A 16227-nucleotide genomic window follows, 5' to 3' on the forward strand; every position below is an offset into this window, starting at 1 on the left:
GTGATGGAAAATGGTTGTGTTATCTGACTTTCAGGCTATCTTCTGTCTTGGTTATCAGCGGGTCAAGGAAAAACTCAATGATACGGCGCTGACCAGTAGTGATTTCGGCAGAGACGCTCATACCTGGCAGTAATTTGAGTTGATTTTGTTTGGAACTTTTGTCGTCGTTCAGTTTAATCTTAGCTTTGTAAATGAGGCCTTTCTTGTCGTCTTGAATAGCATCGGGGCTAATATTTTCAACTGTCCCCTCCAGGTAGCCGTAACGTTGGAATGGATAGGTAGCGACTTTGACGACCACGCGCTGGCCAGATTTAACAAAGCCGATGTCTTGATTGTCCAGCGCCGCATCAACATAGAGCGGCACTTTTTCTGGTACAATTTGTGCCAGCTGCTGCCCAGCATTGACCACACCGCCAATTGTTTTCACCGTCAGCGACAGTATCGTACCATCGACGGGTGCAGTGATGGTAGTTTGCGCTAAAATTTGTTTGGCTTTGACCAGATTATTTTCCAGTTCAATAATTCTCTTTTCTGCCGTGATGATTTGATTGTTAAAAGCACTATTGGTTTCGGCAATTTGGGTTTGCGATTGATTTTGCGCCTGAGTGAGCGCCGACTGCGATTGCAATAGTTGCTGATTTTGACCAAGGACAGCGCTGTCCGCGCTGGTGATTCGCTGGTCAATATTACTCAACTCGTTCTGCAGGCGCAGCTTGTCGACAGGATTGGCGTTTGGTAACTGCTTTTCGATCTCGGCTTTGCGATTTTTCAGATTTTGAGCGTTGGTTTCCAGCTGGTTTTTCGCTTGCTGGTTAAATTGTAGTTGCTGCTGATAATTAGAAATCGTACCATTTGCAGCTTGCTGCCTGGCGGCGGACAACGCGGTTTGCAAGCCAGCAAATTGGCGCAACATAGCTTTGGCCTCGTCTGGCAAATCTGCATTATTAATAATATCGTCGGTGTTGCCGCCAACAGCTAGCCTCCGCAAAATATCGCGCTCGACTCGTGCCGTGTTCAGACTTTGATTGACAGTAGCAACGTCTTTTTCGGCAGTGGTTTTATCCAGCACCAGCAAAGTTTCACCTTTTTTGACGCGCTGACCTTCATGCACGTTAATGCTTGTCACCACGCCAGAAATCGCCGGCTGGATAATCTTAGTACTGCCTTCAGTGGAGATTTTACCATTAGCTACCGCAACGATATCAATCCTACCAATGTATGACCACGCTAACGCTACGACCAACAAAAATGCAACTAGCCAAACTACCAACGCTCCCAACGGTGCCGCTGGCATTTCAATAATTTCCTCCGCCGCTGGCAAAAATTCATACTGCAGCCGGTCACGTTTTAGCCAACTCATGCTTCATCCCCTAACTGTTGCTTATGCAGGTACGCGTACAAACCATTCTTTTTCAGCAGCACCGCCGGCGTACCATACTCAACCAATTGGCCGCGATCGATCGCCATAATTTTATCAACCGACTTGAGCGTTGACAGACGATGCGCGATGATGATAACCGTTCGACCAGCCGTAATCTGCTTGAGATTTTTCTGAATGATATTTTCCGACTCATAATCAAGCGCTGATGTCGCTTCGTCAAAAATGAGGATCTTAGGATTATGTAGCAACGCCCGAGCGATAGCGATGCGCTGCTTTTGCCCGCCGCTCAGGCCTTCGCCTTTTTCGCCAACCATCGTGTCGTAACCATTTGGCAATTCGGTGATGAACTCATGCGCGCCAGCAATTTTCGCCACCCTTACGATATCATCCATGCTGCTACTCGGCACATGTACCGCAATGTTATCGCGCACGCTGGCATTAAACAAAAAGTTTTCTTGCAAAACCACACCGATTTGCCGGCGCAACCAGCTCGGGTCAGTCGTGGCAATATCGACGCCGTCAATCAAAATCTTGCCTGATTCTGGCACGTACAATCGCTGCAATAATTTGGAAATCGTACTTTTGCCCGAACCGCTGCGCCCAACCACGCCGACCACCGTGCCAGGACGAACGCCAAACGACACGTCACGGATGACTTCCGGGCTATCTGGCGCATAGCGAAAACGTACATGTTCAAATCGCACATCACCAGTGATGCTCGGCAAGCGCGACTTGCTCGGATCAAGCGTTGGTTCAGGCTTGGTGTTAAAAATATCACCCAACCGCTTCATGGAAATGCCCGTTTGTTGAAAATCTTGCCACGATTGCACCAGTCGCAACACAGGTCCGCTCACCCGACCGCTCAGCATTCGAAAAGCAATTAGCCCGCCAATCGTCAAATTACCCGCCATCACCATGTGCGCACCAACCCACAAAATAGCGATATCGAAAATCTTTTGAACGAGTTGACCGAGCGCGCCAGCATTGCCTGACAATAAATTAGTTTTATAACTAGCGCGAACATAATTACTCAGCCGGCCCTCCCAATTTTTCTGCAGTTGCGGCTCCAGCGCAAACGATTTGATAGTCTGCGCGCCAGTGATCGACTCAACCAAATACGATTGGGATTCGGCGCCCGTATTAAACTTTTCATCCAAACGCTGGCGAAGCAGCGGCGTTATTATCCAAGACAATATCGCAAATACCGGCAGGCTGCCCAGCACCACCCACGTCAATGTTGTGCTATAGAACAGCATGACGATAATGTAGACAAACATAAAACTAATATCAATCAGTGCCGTCATCGGCGTACCAGTCAAAAAAGCCCGAATTCGCTCCAGCTCCAGCACCCGCGCCGTGGTATCACCAACTCGACGGGTTTCAAAGTACCTTAGCGGCAAGGCAAATAAGTGCCGAAACAGCCGCGAACTCAAAATCACGTCAATCCGACTAGTGGTGTGCGTGAAAATATAATTGCGAGCGATGCCGAGCATGCCCTCAAACAGCGCGATAATTACAAGCCCGCCAACGATGACGTCAAGCGTCGATACGCTATGATGCGCGAGAGCCTTATCGATAACAACCTGCGTCAAAATTGGCGTAAAAATCCCGATGATTTGTACCACCAGCGCCGCCAGCAATACTTGAAGCAATGGCTTTTTATATTTGATGATCGTCGGAATAAACCATTTCAAGTTAAACTTTCTATCCGCCTCTTTCCAAAAGCGTTGCGTAAATAACACTACGCGGCCAGTCCATTTGCGCTCAAATTGCGCTTTGGTTAGTATGGTCGGCGGCGTGCCATCGGGCATTAGCATCAATAATTTATCGTTGTCTATCCTGGCGAGCAGTGCAAACTTTTCTTTCTTCAAACCGACCACGGCAGGTAGCGGTAATTTTGCCAGCGTCTTATATGAAACACTAGCTGCTTTGGCTTTTAATTTCAGCGACCGCGCCGCACGCAACATGTCCGCATCGCTCATGCCAACCTTAGGATCGATAGCCAAGGCATGCGAAATCTGCTCCGGATCAGCCGGTAAACCATGAAACTGCGCGATATTCACGAAACAATATAGACCGGGGTCAAGTTTTTTCTGCTCTTTAGCCACAACAAAACACTACTTACTCCCACCTCAGTTTTCACTAGTGTAGCAAAATAGCGGCGCGCGCCAAAGCTTAAGCGGTTGGCACCGTCCAATATTGTGAAATAATAGATTGTGCTTCAACTGGATGTGCTTCAAGAGCTTGTTGCCAATTCATACCATGTGAATTACCGAACGATGCCATAGCTTGAATTAACTGCTGGACCTTTTCGGGCTGAATAGTATAGCCATCTTCGGCCTGAATTGTTTCAATTCTTCGGTCGCTATTGTAATTATACCATTCTTGTATCTGGACAGAATCGGCTGAACCACACATCTCTAACAATAAGTCACTACTGTATATTTTCTTAAACATAACCTCCGTATGATTATGTCCAAGGCGTATTGTGTCGTTGCCGCCAAAGTCGAACACTCTATCTTTACCGTCGCCTCGAGCAAAGACATAGGTATCATCGCCTACATCGCCAAGCAAATAGTCATCACCTATACCACCAATCAACATATCATTACCCTTACGCCCCTGAAGTGTATCATCGCCACCCATACCATAATACGTCACTGACTTATCATCATAGGCAGTGAGATTATCTTTCGCATCAGTACCAACTAGATTATGCATCTTATCATCAACTGTCTCAGCAGTCCACACAGTACCGTCAGCGAACTCAAACCTTTCAATTCTTCGCTGCGGCGTTGCATAGTAGCCACTGTAGTTTGATGAGCCGAAATGACTGACAACAGTAATCTTATCGTCAGTGTCTTTAAGCGACAGAACGAGATTATAATCACTATACCAAGGGACGCGTGAAACGATAATATCTTCTGGTTTTACACCTTCACCAAAACGAATAATGTCAGTGCCGTCGTAATCATTAATTACATCTTGTCCATCACCGCGATTGAAGACATAAATATCATCACCACGGAAGCTATCAATTATATCGTTGCCTCTACCGCCGGCGATTAAATCATTGCCTTCTCCACTAGAGATTCTGTCATCGCCATCTTCGCCATAAAGTTCGTCATTGCCCTCACTACCGACAAGCGTGTCATTACCTCCACGTCCATGATATACCACCCTTGCTTTATCGTAAGCCGCCAGCCGATCGTCAGCTTCCGTGCCAGTCAAATGATGCATCTTATCATCAATATCTTCTTTTGTCCAAACGGTACCGTCGGCAAATGTAATTTGCTCTAGTGCATAATTTGCAGTCAAGTATGACTTTACTGGGTCAAAATGACTAATGAAAGTTATTGTATCTTCAGTGTCTTTTAGAGAGACTTCAAGGCTCCAATCCCTATTTACATACACCCGTTTTAATACAACATCTTCTGGTTTAATTCCCTCGCCAAACTGAACCGTATCAAACCCGTTATAGTCCGTAATGATATCCTTGCCATCGCCACGGTTAAAGACATAAACATCATCACCCGCAATACTAGTTATTTTGTCATTACCCTTCCCGCCAACGATTAAATCATTACCTTCATCGCCGTAGAGCTGGTCATCACCATCCTCGCCGTAGAGTTGATCATTGCCTACACCACCTCTGAGATTATCGTCGCCGCCGCGTCCGTAATACACTACGTCCGCCTTATCGTACGCCGCTAGCTGATCATTTTCTTCCGTGCCGGTCAAATGATGCATTTTGTAATCGATGTCATCTTTCGTCCACACAGTACCATCGGCAAACGCAATCTGTTCTAACGCATAATTTGCGGTCAAGTATGACTTTACTGGGTCAAAGTGGCTGATAAAAGTAACCGCATCTTCAGTACCTCTAATGGATATTTCAAGACTCAATTCTCTATTCGCGTAAACTCGTTTCAGTACAATGTCCCCTGGCTTAATCCCTTCACCAAACCGAACCGTATCAAACCCGTTATAGTCCGTAATGATGTCCTTACCGTCACCGCGGTTAAAGACGTAGGTGTCGTCTCCACGGAAGCTATCAATTATATCGTTACCTCTACCGCCGGCGATTAAATCATTACCTTCCCCGCCAGAGATTCTGTCATCGCCGTCCTCTCCGTAGAGCTGATCATCACCCATAGCACCCCTGAGGTTATCGTCACCGCCCAGTCCATGATATACTACGCCGCGCTTACCATACGCTTCTATCGTATCTGCTCCGTCAGTGCCAGTTCTATTGTGCATCTTGTCGTCAATATCTTCCTTCGTCCACACCGTACCATCGGCAAACTCAACCCGTTCGATTTGCACTGCTGGATTGTCTACCGAGCCCCAGTATGAATTTGTACCAAAATGTTCATATACCGCCACTTTGTCATCAGTATCTTTGATGCACAACTCAAGATTATGTCCATAGCCATTACCAACACGCTTGATGACGATATCATCAGGACGAATACCATCACCAAAACGAATTGTATCCACGCCACCGGTATCAGTAATTAGATCCTGCCCATCACCGCGGTTGAATATATAAACGTCATCGCCCTTGCTTCCGCGGATATTATCATTGCCTGGTCCACCAATGAGCGTACCGCCACCAGAAATGTAGTCATCACCAGCATCACCATAGAGTACATCTTTACCGCTCCGACCACTAATATTATCATTACCAGCTAGCCCGTGGTAAATCACCGGCGCATTGCCAACCATGCTAAAATTATCGTTACCATCAGTACCCACCATATCATGTGCACGACGATAAATTTCATCAATATCCCATGCTGTTCCGTCGGCAAACATAACCCGCTCAATTTGATTGCCAGGGCTAGCAATATCCTCTTGCTGATAGTAACTGTATTGACCAAAATGACGATGAATAGTCATCTTATCATTCGTACCCGCAATAGATAACTCTAATGAGATACTATTTCCATCAGTCGATACGACGCGAGCAACGACATCATTCGGTGATATTCCCTCGCCAAATTGAATCGTATCAAAACCGTCAGTTTCTTCAATATAGTCGACACCATCGCCGCGAGAGAATAAATAGACATCATCACCAGCTCCACCACGAAGTTGGTCATCACCCACTCCGCCAGACAAAACGTCATTTCCACCATAGCCATATATCGTGTCATTTCCGTCATCACCATACAAAGAGTCGTTAGCAAAACCGCCGATTACACTATCGTTGCCGCCTAAACCATGATAGGTATAAGCCCCGTCTTCAAACGACGCCAGATGATCTGAATTATTCGTACCAACCATATCATGCGCACGACGATGAATCTCAGCAACGCCCCAAGACACACCGTTACTGAAAATAATTCGTTCAATTTGACTCCCTGGATTATCAGTGTGCAAACGATCACTATTGTAAATACGCGTACCAAAATGGCCGTCTACTACAATCTTGTCGGTTGTATTTTTGATGGTAATCGCCAAAGATATTTTATTACCGTAGCCTGAGACAGTCTGCAAAATAACATCCTCTGGCAAAATTCCCTCACCGAGTTGGATCGTATCAAAACCGTCTGTTTCTTCAATATAATCGGTGCCATCTCCTCTCGAAAAACGGTAAATATCATCACCAGCTCCACCACGGAGTTGGTCAGTACCTGCACCACCAACAAGCACATCATCGCCACCCATGCCATAAATCGTATCATTGCCAGCATCGCCGTAGAGAACATTGTCGTTATTATCAGCATATAGACCATCATCACCATCTCCAGCGGCAATTAGCGTGTAGTCATCTTTAGTATTGAGAGAGTCTCCTTTATCTGTACCATTGAGTACTTTCTCACCCGCAAAGTCAATAATACGACCATACTCTGCTGATTGCTTAACATAGTAATTGCGCAAATTCTCGAACTCTACGCTCTTTTTCAGCCCATGATATTTCATGACTCGTGCAAATTCACTCAGTAAATCAATACCAGCTTTAGCATCTTGAAAAATTGCAGCATCTAGCACCTTGAAAGTATCTTTAAATGAAACATCCTCGGACTCAGTCTTCATGCTTGCGATTGCATCTTTTAATTGTACCTGTGAAACTAATGACACATATACAACTTCAAATAATTTATCATACGACCTCTGTAGCAAAGGCGCTGCATTAGCATTCGGCGATCCTCGAAATTCCGTGCCAAAAAACTTTTCCAGTACAGCCAACTTCCGAGCGTCAAACAAATCGCCGCGGCTCTTTGGATCAACAGGAGTAACTCCAGCCCAATTCGCCAAAATATCCGCAACCAAAGTTTCACGTTTTGTAATATTTTTTCTTGAATAAACTGTTCGACCAAACTACGCAGTAGACCCGACTCGTCCTGCATAATTGCTTTATGTAGTGAACCGACGTTGCCCGCCCCTTGCACGTTTGGTAATAATGCAACGTCGTCAGAAATATTAACTAGCGAGGAGTCTACAGATTGTAACGGATCGCGATTTAGTAGATATTCACCAGTTATTCGAGAACTACCGTCTGCTAGAGTAAATGTCCCCGTTCGCACTTGAGCATTGTTCGCACTATCGGTCACGCCGGTGTTGTTGTACGACAGTCCAATGGACACAATCCCCAAATCAACCAACTGTTTTAATTCACCAACAGAGGTGATGCCGTCACCGTCAGAATCTTGCCAGATTCGTAACAACGTGTATATTGCATCATTACTATCAATCTTACCGTCCTTGTTATCGTCATATTCTGCCAACGCCGCAAAGCCACTTGATGCCAATGTCTTACCATCTTTCATCAGTGTACGGTCGCCAAATAATTCGTTACCACCATTGATGATTCCGTCACCATTTCTGTCATAAGCTAGCAACCCCTCTCCCGATCCAATCCACGACGTTCTTTCAGCAAAACCACTATTGTCCAAGTCAAAAAATGTATTCGACTCGTCAATTGATATTGTCGTTATTCCGTCACCATCCAAGTCAAACACCAGCGGGTCAACACGGCGGTCTTGATCAGCTTGAGCTTTCTGCGTATCGACATATGCTGACATGAAATCACCTGAAGCCAAGCGACGTTCAAATTGTTGCACAACATAATTTGCATATGCTATTTGATCGTGGCTATACGGACGATTAGATACAGAACCATCAGGTAGGATTATAAAATTATTGTAATATATGACGCCATCCTGTGACATAGTCGTTGGTAATGGAGGTTTGCTAATGACATCCGTGGTATAGTTCTTGTCAATCTTTGCACGCTCAATAACTTGAAAAGCATTAATTAAATTAAACAAATCACGCAGATTACGAACCGAAAGTTTTTGATCTGCTACAGTCTCTGTCATTTTGTATTGCAGGCCAGGCTTACTTGGATCATCACATAGAAACCTGTCCAAATTGTGCCGAGAAGTATTGAAGAGGCCCGAACCATCTTTACCCCCAACTCCCTCATACCCACTATAGACAGCCATCGTATCAGTAACCGAATACCTACCCGGCCCGCCTGCGATAGTATTTTTTATATTATTTATTTGACGCTTATATTCTAGCATATCTATATTGCCCTTACTAAGCCGCAGCCTAACGGCCAGCATTTTACCAAGGGCATTAAAGTTGACTCGTTTGTAGTCCAGATCTGAGGTATCTATATGCTGTATCGTGCTACCAATCGGTACACCATACATCCCAACCCAATCTAGAGAGTTTACGTGGTCGGTTATATTGTACTCGTTAAGCCTAGCCAGGGCAGACACGTCAAGAAGATTAGTTCCTATTCCAACAGCATTAAAGGTAATCGCCTGAATACCTCCATAATTACCTCCTGACGAAAAATCTGAGGTTCTATATGTCAGATAGGAGGCCAGGCCACCACCCAGTGAATGACCGGTAGCAGTAGCGTTGTTGTGTCGAAGATATTTGAGGGCATCTTTTTTGCTAATATTATCATTGCCTGTAACTCGTGCGACGACAGACTGAGCAAATTCCAACGTATCCCAAAATTGCGCCAAGGGCGACAAAACCATGGAACCAATTTGTGTATCTGTAGCAATGTCACTCAAGGCCGGCAGAAACCCTCTGTCGAGTTCGGTACCACGAAAGGCAAGAATAATTTTTCCGGAAGGAGATCTAAAAGCTACCCCAGCAAAACCAGAAACATCATCTTTTTCAAAATATACGAGAGTATAAGAACGGAGAGGGCTAGAGGGATCTTTGAGGACAGAGAGCTCAGGCTTGTTTAAATCTTTTTCCGTAACAGCCTTACGCGAAATAAGTTCTTCAATGGTTGCACCTTCAAGAGATTTATCAAAATCTAAATATGCTATAGCACTTAAGCTCAGATATTCTAGTGTATTTAATGACATATCATTCTCCCATCTTAACAATGCATGACTCTACGTCGTCTTTGCTACCTAATTTATTTTTATCAAAAAATATTTCACATCTTATTTGCGAGTTATTGTTTCTATTTATGTCTAGATCTACACTGTATATCCCCTCTTTTCGTAGCTTCTCTACTATTCTAAATGCATAAGAAGACTTTTGGCTGTCGTTCGGAGCGTTTATTATTAACCTGTACAGGAAGCCTTTGTCCTTGGTTTTATTGTCCTCATACTTAGACTGTTTATTTACAGAATCTACCAAATCTTCAGATAAGACAATTTCTGCCCGTGCACTATCTGCTTTATAGCCATTGCTGTTAGCGTTAACTTCTTTGACGATAGATTCTAACTCCCTGCTGGCTTGGACTGACCAGATGGCGGCGATATATTGGTCGCTACAGTCAGAGGGATTTAAATAGTTGCAATCGATATCAAACTTTAGTTTTGGGTTTGACACTAGGTATGCTTGCGACATCCATATACCGTTGACCCCAAGGCCTCCATGTTTATATTCAGGTCTCTCTACCTTAAAATCCTCATGATATTTACCTTTTAAATACTCTGACATCTTGCCCTGAACACTAGCTAATTTATTCTCATTTCGAATATATAACCCAGCCACGGCAATAATAAGCAGTACTGCTAAGCTACCTAGGAACAATAATAATCTATATTGCTTGTTCTTTTTCTGGTTGCGCTTCTTGGACATCAAACCCTCCAACAGTCTTATCTTTATGCTTTCATTGTAACCCAACCACAAGCAATATACAACGAAAATATAGACAGCCAAAGCTGCCTATATTTTGATAATTTCTCTGTGGTGACCTTACCGGGAATCGAACCCGGATTGCCAGGATGAAAACCTGGTGTCCTAACCGTTAGACGATAAGGCCAACGTCACGAATTATAGCAAATTGTCAGTCAGTTGTCTACAGGTGGCCAAAGCAATTTTCCGCTTCATTTCTCATTTGGCGTCGTTTCTTATATAATAATATCCATGGCAAAGCAAAAGAAGAAACGCAACAAAAAGTACACTGGTGCGGACGCTGCCACCAAGCGGCCATCAATCACTCGCGTTAGTGCAGTCAACCGTTCACGGTTTGGCCAGTGGCGTCATGATCACCAACGACAGCTCAGCATTGCACGCACTGTCGCCATCATCATCGTTACGCTTATCATCATCGTTTCGGGCGTCATGAGCTTATTCTGACACCACCTACTTTACCGGCAGACGAAACCCAAAGGTACTGCCTTTACTCTCTTTTGATTCAAATACCATCTGACCGCCGTGCGCCAGGACAACCTTGCGCGCCAAAAACAGCCCGATCCCCGTACCGTCTGGGCGTTTTTTGCGAGCGTTTGAGCCACGGAAAAACTTACTGAACAAATTTGCTTTCTCCGCGTCAGGAACGCCGATACCAGTGTCTTTGACGGTAAACACCACATCGTCATCATCTCTGGTCAGTTTTACTTTGATGGTCGTGTCGGGCTTTGAGTAATACAGTGCATTTTCAATCATATTCATCATCACCTGTCGCAATTTTTCACCATCCACCATGGGCTGCGGGATGTCTTTGTCGATGTCCACTGCTATTTTGACATGTCGCTGTTTGGACATGGTTTTTAGGAATGCAACCTCGTCCTTGACCAGTTGCGCCAAGTCAGTCGCTTGACGGTTGATGACGAATTTGCCCGTTTGCAGCCTGGACACACTCAAAAAGTCACCAATGAGCTGCACCATTCTTTCACTTGAGCCAAAAGCTTCGGTCAATACAGTGCGCTGCGTCGCGTTGATCGGCCCCAGGTCACCCTCTAACATCATATCCAAATAGCCCTTGATGCTGGTCAGCGGGGTTCGCAGCTGGTGTGATGCCATAGAGATGAATTCGTCTTTGGCGGCGTCCAGTCGTTGCAATTGGCGGTTACTGATCCTGAGTTCCCTCGTTGCATCGATAATTTTCTGTTGCAACGTCTCGTTAAGCTGCCGTACTTCGGCCATGGCGAGTGAGTTTTTGACTGCCACCACCAATTCACCGCTCATGGTTTCCAGGAGGGAAATATCTCGCCGCGTGTAGCGCTTGGCTCGTCTGCCAAACAACACACAACCAACACATTCGTGGTCCATGGCTAGCGGCAGGATGACTTCAATGTGATACATCGCCAAACTTTGCTGCAATGATTCATCCGCCAAATCTTTGACGAGCACCACTTCGTTGTAGCGATAATGCCGATGAATATGCTTTGTTAATCGCGCGACGTCAATTGCCGGAAGAACTCGCTTACTGGTGCTCTCCAGCCTGAAGCTGTCACCAATTTTTACCGCTAGCGTCACAGATTCCGCCTGAAATGACCGCCGCAAAAAACATTTCATGCGCTTCAAAAATACGTCCAAATCAGTACTGCGCAGTAACAACATACCCATCTCAGCAAAAAATTCTTGCTTGCGCATGCGACTGGTCTTCAACACATGAGTCGCTTTTTTCAGAGATTGCCCATAGTCTCTATCCATGCATATAAATATAAGCGATTTAGGCCTTCTCGTCCAGATATCTGTGCTATAATGAGCCTATGAAGAAGATTGCCATTATCGAAGACGATCCAGCTATTAGCCAGATGTACCGCATGAAATTTGAGGCTGATGATTTTGATGTACGACTCGCAGCCGATGGCAAAGTGGGCGTCGAATTAGTTGAGAAATTTACCCCAGATATCATTTTGCTTGATTTACAAATGCCAGAAATGGATGGATTGACCGCCTTGAAAAAAATTCGTTCTCACGCGTGGGGCAAAACCGTTCCAGTCATCGTTCTGACGAATTTGAGCGAAGAAGAAGCGCCTGACGAACTGCGAGTTCTCAACATTCACAGCTACATCGTCAAGGCAAATTTGACACCACGCCAAGTAGTCAGCAAAGTCAAAGACGTCATCGGCTAACTCACCTATTGTTTTTGTCGATTGGCAATCGCCAGGCAGGCATTGATCAAATTATCAAACAGCGCCGCCACCGTCAGCGGTCCAACACCGCCTTTTTCGGGCGTGATCGACACGTCCTGCCGGTCACGCACTTCTTTGGCAACATCGCCAACTATTTTGCCCTTGTCAGACGCGGTGCCCGCATCAACCACAATTGCGCCAGGCTGCACCATATCAGACGAAATAACACCCGGACTGCCCGTGGCGGTAACAATCACTTCAAAATTAACTAACCGCGCCAAGTCATCCCCCATGTCAAAGACGACCGGCTCCAAACCAGACCGACGCCACATATCCACCAGTGGTGCGCCCACCAGTCGACCATGTCCAACCACAGCGATGCGCTTTTTGGACAAATCAATACCGTGGCCCGACAATAGCCAATTGATAGCCGTTGGCGTTGCCGCCTCAAACGACGAACGAGGATTGAGCCCATCGACATCTTTTTCTGGCGCAACCGCAGCCAATACTTCGTCCGTCTGAGTTGGGTCTTTTAGTGGCAGCTGCACAATAATTCCCTGCACATCTTCTCGCACATTCAGCTGCTGAACCGTCTCCAATACATCTTCCACGTGGTGAATTTCTGTATCAATCAAAATATCCGCACCATAGTTATGCTTCAAGCGCATATATGTTTCAATCACTGGATTGTCGGTGTTTGTGACGATTGCCAATCGAGGCTGAATATGCCACGCTTGGCGCAATGCTCGAACTTGCTTGGCTTGACGCTCTTTGATAAAACTTGCCAAATCTGTACCAGTGAGTATTTTCATCTCTATCATTCTACCAAATGAGCCTGCTTGAGTACAGGTATCAGCTATGGTATAATGCTAGAAGCTTGCGTATGGCGGATGTAGCTCAGTTGGTTAGAGCGCTGGATTGTGGCTCCGGAGGCCGTGGGTTCGACCCCCATCATTCGCCCCAAGCATTGATTTGTGGCATAATATGTGCTAAAATCACACGTATGGGCCAGTAGCTCAGCTGGTTAGAGCACCTGCCTCTTAAGCAGGGTGTCGAGGGTTCGAGCCCCTCCTGGCCCTCCAAAATAACCTCACACGCGTGTGAGGATTTTATTTTGCCTTATGCATACGGATTGTACCGATGGGAAGGCGGTTCGTGAAATGATGACCTTGGTCTGTTGAGTCCCATCGGGCGAGCGTTGGCATTTGAAGATTGCCGATTTGGCCTATTCGTTTCAGTCTTGGCAGTATGCGGTTTTCTATTTGAAAGACTTTGTCCTACTGGTTGCTTAGCTTTATGATCATGCCCTGAAGAAACCACCCCTAATTCCATACCAAATCGACGCACGTGACCATGACCATTAGCCATGGTAGAACTTTGATAGTTATTGATGTATTGGCGATCTGAATTTGCCCGATGTTTTCTGTTGATGCTTCGTCCTGTATGTCCGTACGCAGTAAAACCGTCAATCGACCCTCGTCGAGGATCAGATAGTCTCATCATCATTTCTCGAGACATGCGTGGCTTGTGACTCGCATCCATAATTGATACTCGTAATACTGTGGCGCCCCGAGTAGGATTCGAACCTACGACCTTAGGCTTAGAAGTCCTCTGCTCTATCCAGCTGAGCTATCAGGGCGTATTCACATTATAGCATCTTTCTGCTATAATCATACAAGCTTGCGGGTGTAGTACAGCGGTTAGTATGCAAGTTTTCCAAACTTGAGATCGGAGTTCGATTCTCCGCACCCGCACCAATTTTAAGATAATTCTCATCCATAAAGGGCATCATGGATCCATATTTTTACACAGAAAAACCAAAATACCGACCACACGACATCGAAGATGCCTCTGAGTTTTATGACATCATTGAACGTAGTAGCTTGACTCATCAACTGTCTAACTCCAGGCCGTACATCTACTGGACGATGGAAATTTACGACAAAGCCAACGGCATCAAAGGTGGTGGCGGCTTGGGCGTGCTGGCGGCAGACACACGGCGGGTGGCCGAAAAATTAGACGTGCCATTTGTGGTAGTGACGCCATTTTACCGCAGTGAATCGCACCAAAAAATTACCAACCTGGCGCAGGAAGAATTTTCAGAAACTGTCTCACCACAAGACTATGGCTTTGAATACATCGACGACGTGTCCATCAGTTCACGTGGGTTTCCTGATGCCAGTTTGAGTATTTTCAAAAAGACGCTTGGCTCGACTCAGTTTGTTACCATCTCAGAGCCAAACTTTGGACAATTGTACGAAGGTGAAGGCTCGGGCGATCACCGGCTATACCAAGAAGTCGCGCTCGGGTTTGGCGGCTATAAAGCCCTAAAGCTGCTCGGCATCAAACCAGCCGTCATCCAACTCAACGAAACCGCGACCATTTTTGCGGCATTGGCTCGACTGGACGAACTATGCGCCAACGGCATGAACCTGTACGAAGCAATCGTTTACGTACGCAAACACACACTCTACACCAACCACACCCTGCTCCAAGCGGCTGAACCAGAATTTCACCGCTCACAATTTGAAAAATTGGTGCTGCCAAATATCAAAAGTAACGCGGTGCGCTGCTGGCTGATGGAGCAATTTCGGAACGACCGCTTGCGGCCAAACCTACTAGCAATTGAGCTGACCGAAGCCAAAAATGGCGTCAGCAAACTGCACGCCCGCGTGGCAAATTTCCGCGACCGCAACAACGACAAGGTCAAGTTTCATGCCATCACCAATGGCATCGATCTGGAAACATGGGTACTGCCGGAAATCCTGCAGCTCTACACTGAAAGCGGAATCATTGATAAGTTTGGGCTGCCAACAGATAATTTTCACACCAAGATCGATACCTTGACCGCGTCAGACCTCCGCGCCATGCACCGCGCTGGTCGCGCCGCCTTAAACCGTGTACTACAGCACCGCAAAGATCAATATAACCGTCCTGTACAAATACCAGAAAACGCATTGTTGTTTGACTTTAAACGGCGCTTTGCTAACTATAAGCGGCCATACATGCCGTTTACTAACCCAAAGGCTCTGCGACAGATTTTGGTGGATTATAACGCGCACTACATCTTGGCGGGAAAAGTCCATCAAGGCGACACTGTGATGTATCAACGATTGCTTGAAATTTTACAATTGGTAGACGCTGACCCCATCTTAAAAGAGCGCGTTCACTATATCCAAGATTATGACGAGGAACTGGGCCGGGCGCTGGCAGTTGGCTCAAACATCGCCATCAACGTGCCAGAAGTTGGCTGGGAAGCCTGCGGTACATCATGGGAAAAAGATATCGCCAACCTTAAATTACTCATTTCCACCAGTGATGGTGGCGTGGCAGACATCAAGCCAATCGCCTGTCTGGAAGTTAGTGGCAAAAACTACGATGAAGAGGTTCGTTCGCTGTATCTCAACATGCACAAAGCCGCACGCATCATGCAAAATGATTCACTGCTGGAAAAATTAACTCATCGCCAGCTCAAAGCATACCTGCCAATCATCTCTGGCGCACGCATGATGAAAGATTATCTGCACTTTTTGTTTCCAAAGCGGTGAT

General features: G+C 46.0%; 10 protein-coding genes and 5 tRNA genes. 6 read left to right on the forward strand and 9 right to left on the reverse strand.

What is annotated here, in order from left to right:
* Positions 1–19: 19 nt before the first annotated feature.
* The 6 genes from FBF37_RS03035 to FBF37_RS03060 form a co-directional block, all read right to left on the reverse strand.
* Positions 20–1360 carry an HlyD family type I secretion periplasmic adaptor subunit gene (locus FBF37_RS03035; RefSeq protein ID WP_138079370.1) on the reverse strand — a complete coding sequence of 447 codons (1341 nt, stop codon included), beginning with the start codon at positions 1358–1360 and terminating at the stop codon, positions 20–22.
* The gene (locus FBF37_RS03040; RefSeq protein WP_138079372.1) at positions 1357–3489 is read right to left on the reverse strand and encodes a peptidase domain-containing ABC transporter; all 2133 of its coding nucleotides are present in this window, start codon (positions 3487–3489) and stop codon (positions 1357–1359) included. Before FBF37_RS03040 ends, FBF37_RS03035 begins: the two co-directional genes overlap by 4 nt.
* Before the next feature lie 67 nt (positions 3490–3556).
* Entirely contained in the window at positions 3557–7423 is a 3867-nt protein-coding gene (locus FBF37_RS03045; RefSeq protein ID WP_138079374.1) for a calcium-binding protein, read from the reverse strand.
* Between the two features lie 35 nt (positions 7424–7458).
* A complete protein-coding gene (locus FBF37_RS04160) occupies positions 7459–9726 on the reverse strand; it encodes an alpha/beta hydrolase family protein (RefSeq protein ID WP_138079376.1) in 2268 nt (755 codons plus the stop codon).
* A 1-nt stretch (position 9727) separates the two neighbouring features.
* Entirely contained in the window at positions 9728–10453 is a 726-nt protein-coding gene (locus FBF37_RS03055) for a hypothetical protein (RefSeq protein ID WP_138079378.1), read from the reverse strand.
* Between the two features lie 109 nt (positions 10454–10562).
* Positions 10563–10637, reverse strand: a tRNA-Glu gene (locus FBF37_RS03060).
* 104 nt (positions 10638–10741) lie between these two features.
* On the opposite strand from FBF37_RS03060, the gene FBF37_RS03065 reads away from it, so the two are divergent.
* A complete protein-coding gene (locus FBF37_RS03065; RefSeq protein WP_138079380.1) occupies positions 10742–10954 on the forward strand; it encodes a hypothetical protein in 213 nt (70 codons plus the stop codon).
* A 6-nt stretch (positions 10955–10960) separates the two neighbouring features.
* On the opposite strand, the gene FBF37_RS03070 is transcribed toward FBF37_RS03065, so the two are convergent.
* Complete coding sequence (locus tag FBF37_RS03070) at positions 10961–12253, reverse strand: GAF domain-containing sensor histidine kinase (protein WP_138079382.1); 1293 nt, start codon at positions 12251–12253, stop codon at positions 10961–10963.
* Between the two features lie 59 nt (positions 12254–12312).
* Between FBF37_RS03070 and FBF37_RS03075 the strand changes: the two genes are divergently transcribed.
* Entirely contained in the window at positions 12313–12678 is a 366-nt protein-coding gene (locus tag FBF37_RS03075; RefSeq protein ID WP_138079384.1) for a response regulator transcription factor, read from the forward strand.
* A 5-nt stretch (positions 12679–12683) separates the two neighbouring features.
* Here FBF37_RS03075 and FBF37_RS03080 read toward each other — a convergent pair whose 3' ends face one another.
* Entirely contained in the window at positions 12684–13490 is an 807-nt protein-coding gene (locus FBF37_RS03080; RefSeq protein ID WP_174843596.1) for a bifunctional 5,10-methylenetetrahydrofolate dehydrogenase/5,10-methenyltetrahydrofolate cyclohydrolase, read from the reverse strand.
* A 74-nt stretch (positions 13491–13564) separates the two neighbouring features.
* Between FBF37_RS03080 and FBF37_RS03085 the strand changes: the two genes are divergently transcribed.
* Together FBF37_RS03085 and FBF37_RS03090 are read left to right on the forward strand one after the other, a co-directional pair.
* Positions 13565–13641 (forward strand) — tRNA-His (locus FBF37_RS03085).
* Positions 13642–13683: 42 nt separating this feature from the next.
* Positions 13684–13760 (forward strand) — tRNA-Lys (locus tag FBF37_RS03090).
* 480 nt (positions 13761–14240) lie between these two features.
* Here the strand turns inward: FBF37_RS03090 and FBF37_RS03095 are convergent.
* A tRNA-Arg gene (locus FBF37_RS03095) sits at positions 14241–14317 on the reverse strand.
* 43 nt (positions 14318–14360) lie between these two features.
* Here FBF37_RS03095 and FBF37_RS03100 point away from each other — a divergent pair.
* Positions 14361–14435 (forward strand) — tRNA-Gly (locus FBF37_RS03100).
* Positions 14436–14468: 33 nt separating this feature from the next.
* Positions 14469–16226, forward strand: coding sequence for a glycogen/starch/alpha-glucan phosphorylase (locus FBF37_RS03105; RefSeq protein ID WP_138079388.1), 1758 nt, complete (start codon positions 14469–14471; stop codon positions 16224–16226).
* The last annotated feature ends 1 nt before the right edge of the window (position 16227 follow it).

Origin of the sequence: Candidatus Nanosynbacter featherlites, from assembly GCF_005697565.1 — a bacterium.
Taxonomy (GTDB): domain Bacteria; phylum Patescibacteriota; class Saccharimonadia; order Saccharimonadales; family Saccharimonadaceae; genus Nanosynbacter; species Nanosynbacter featherlites.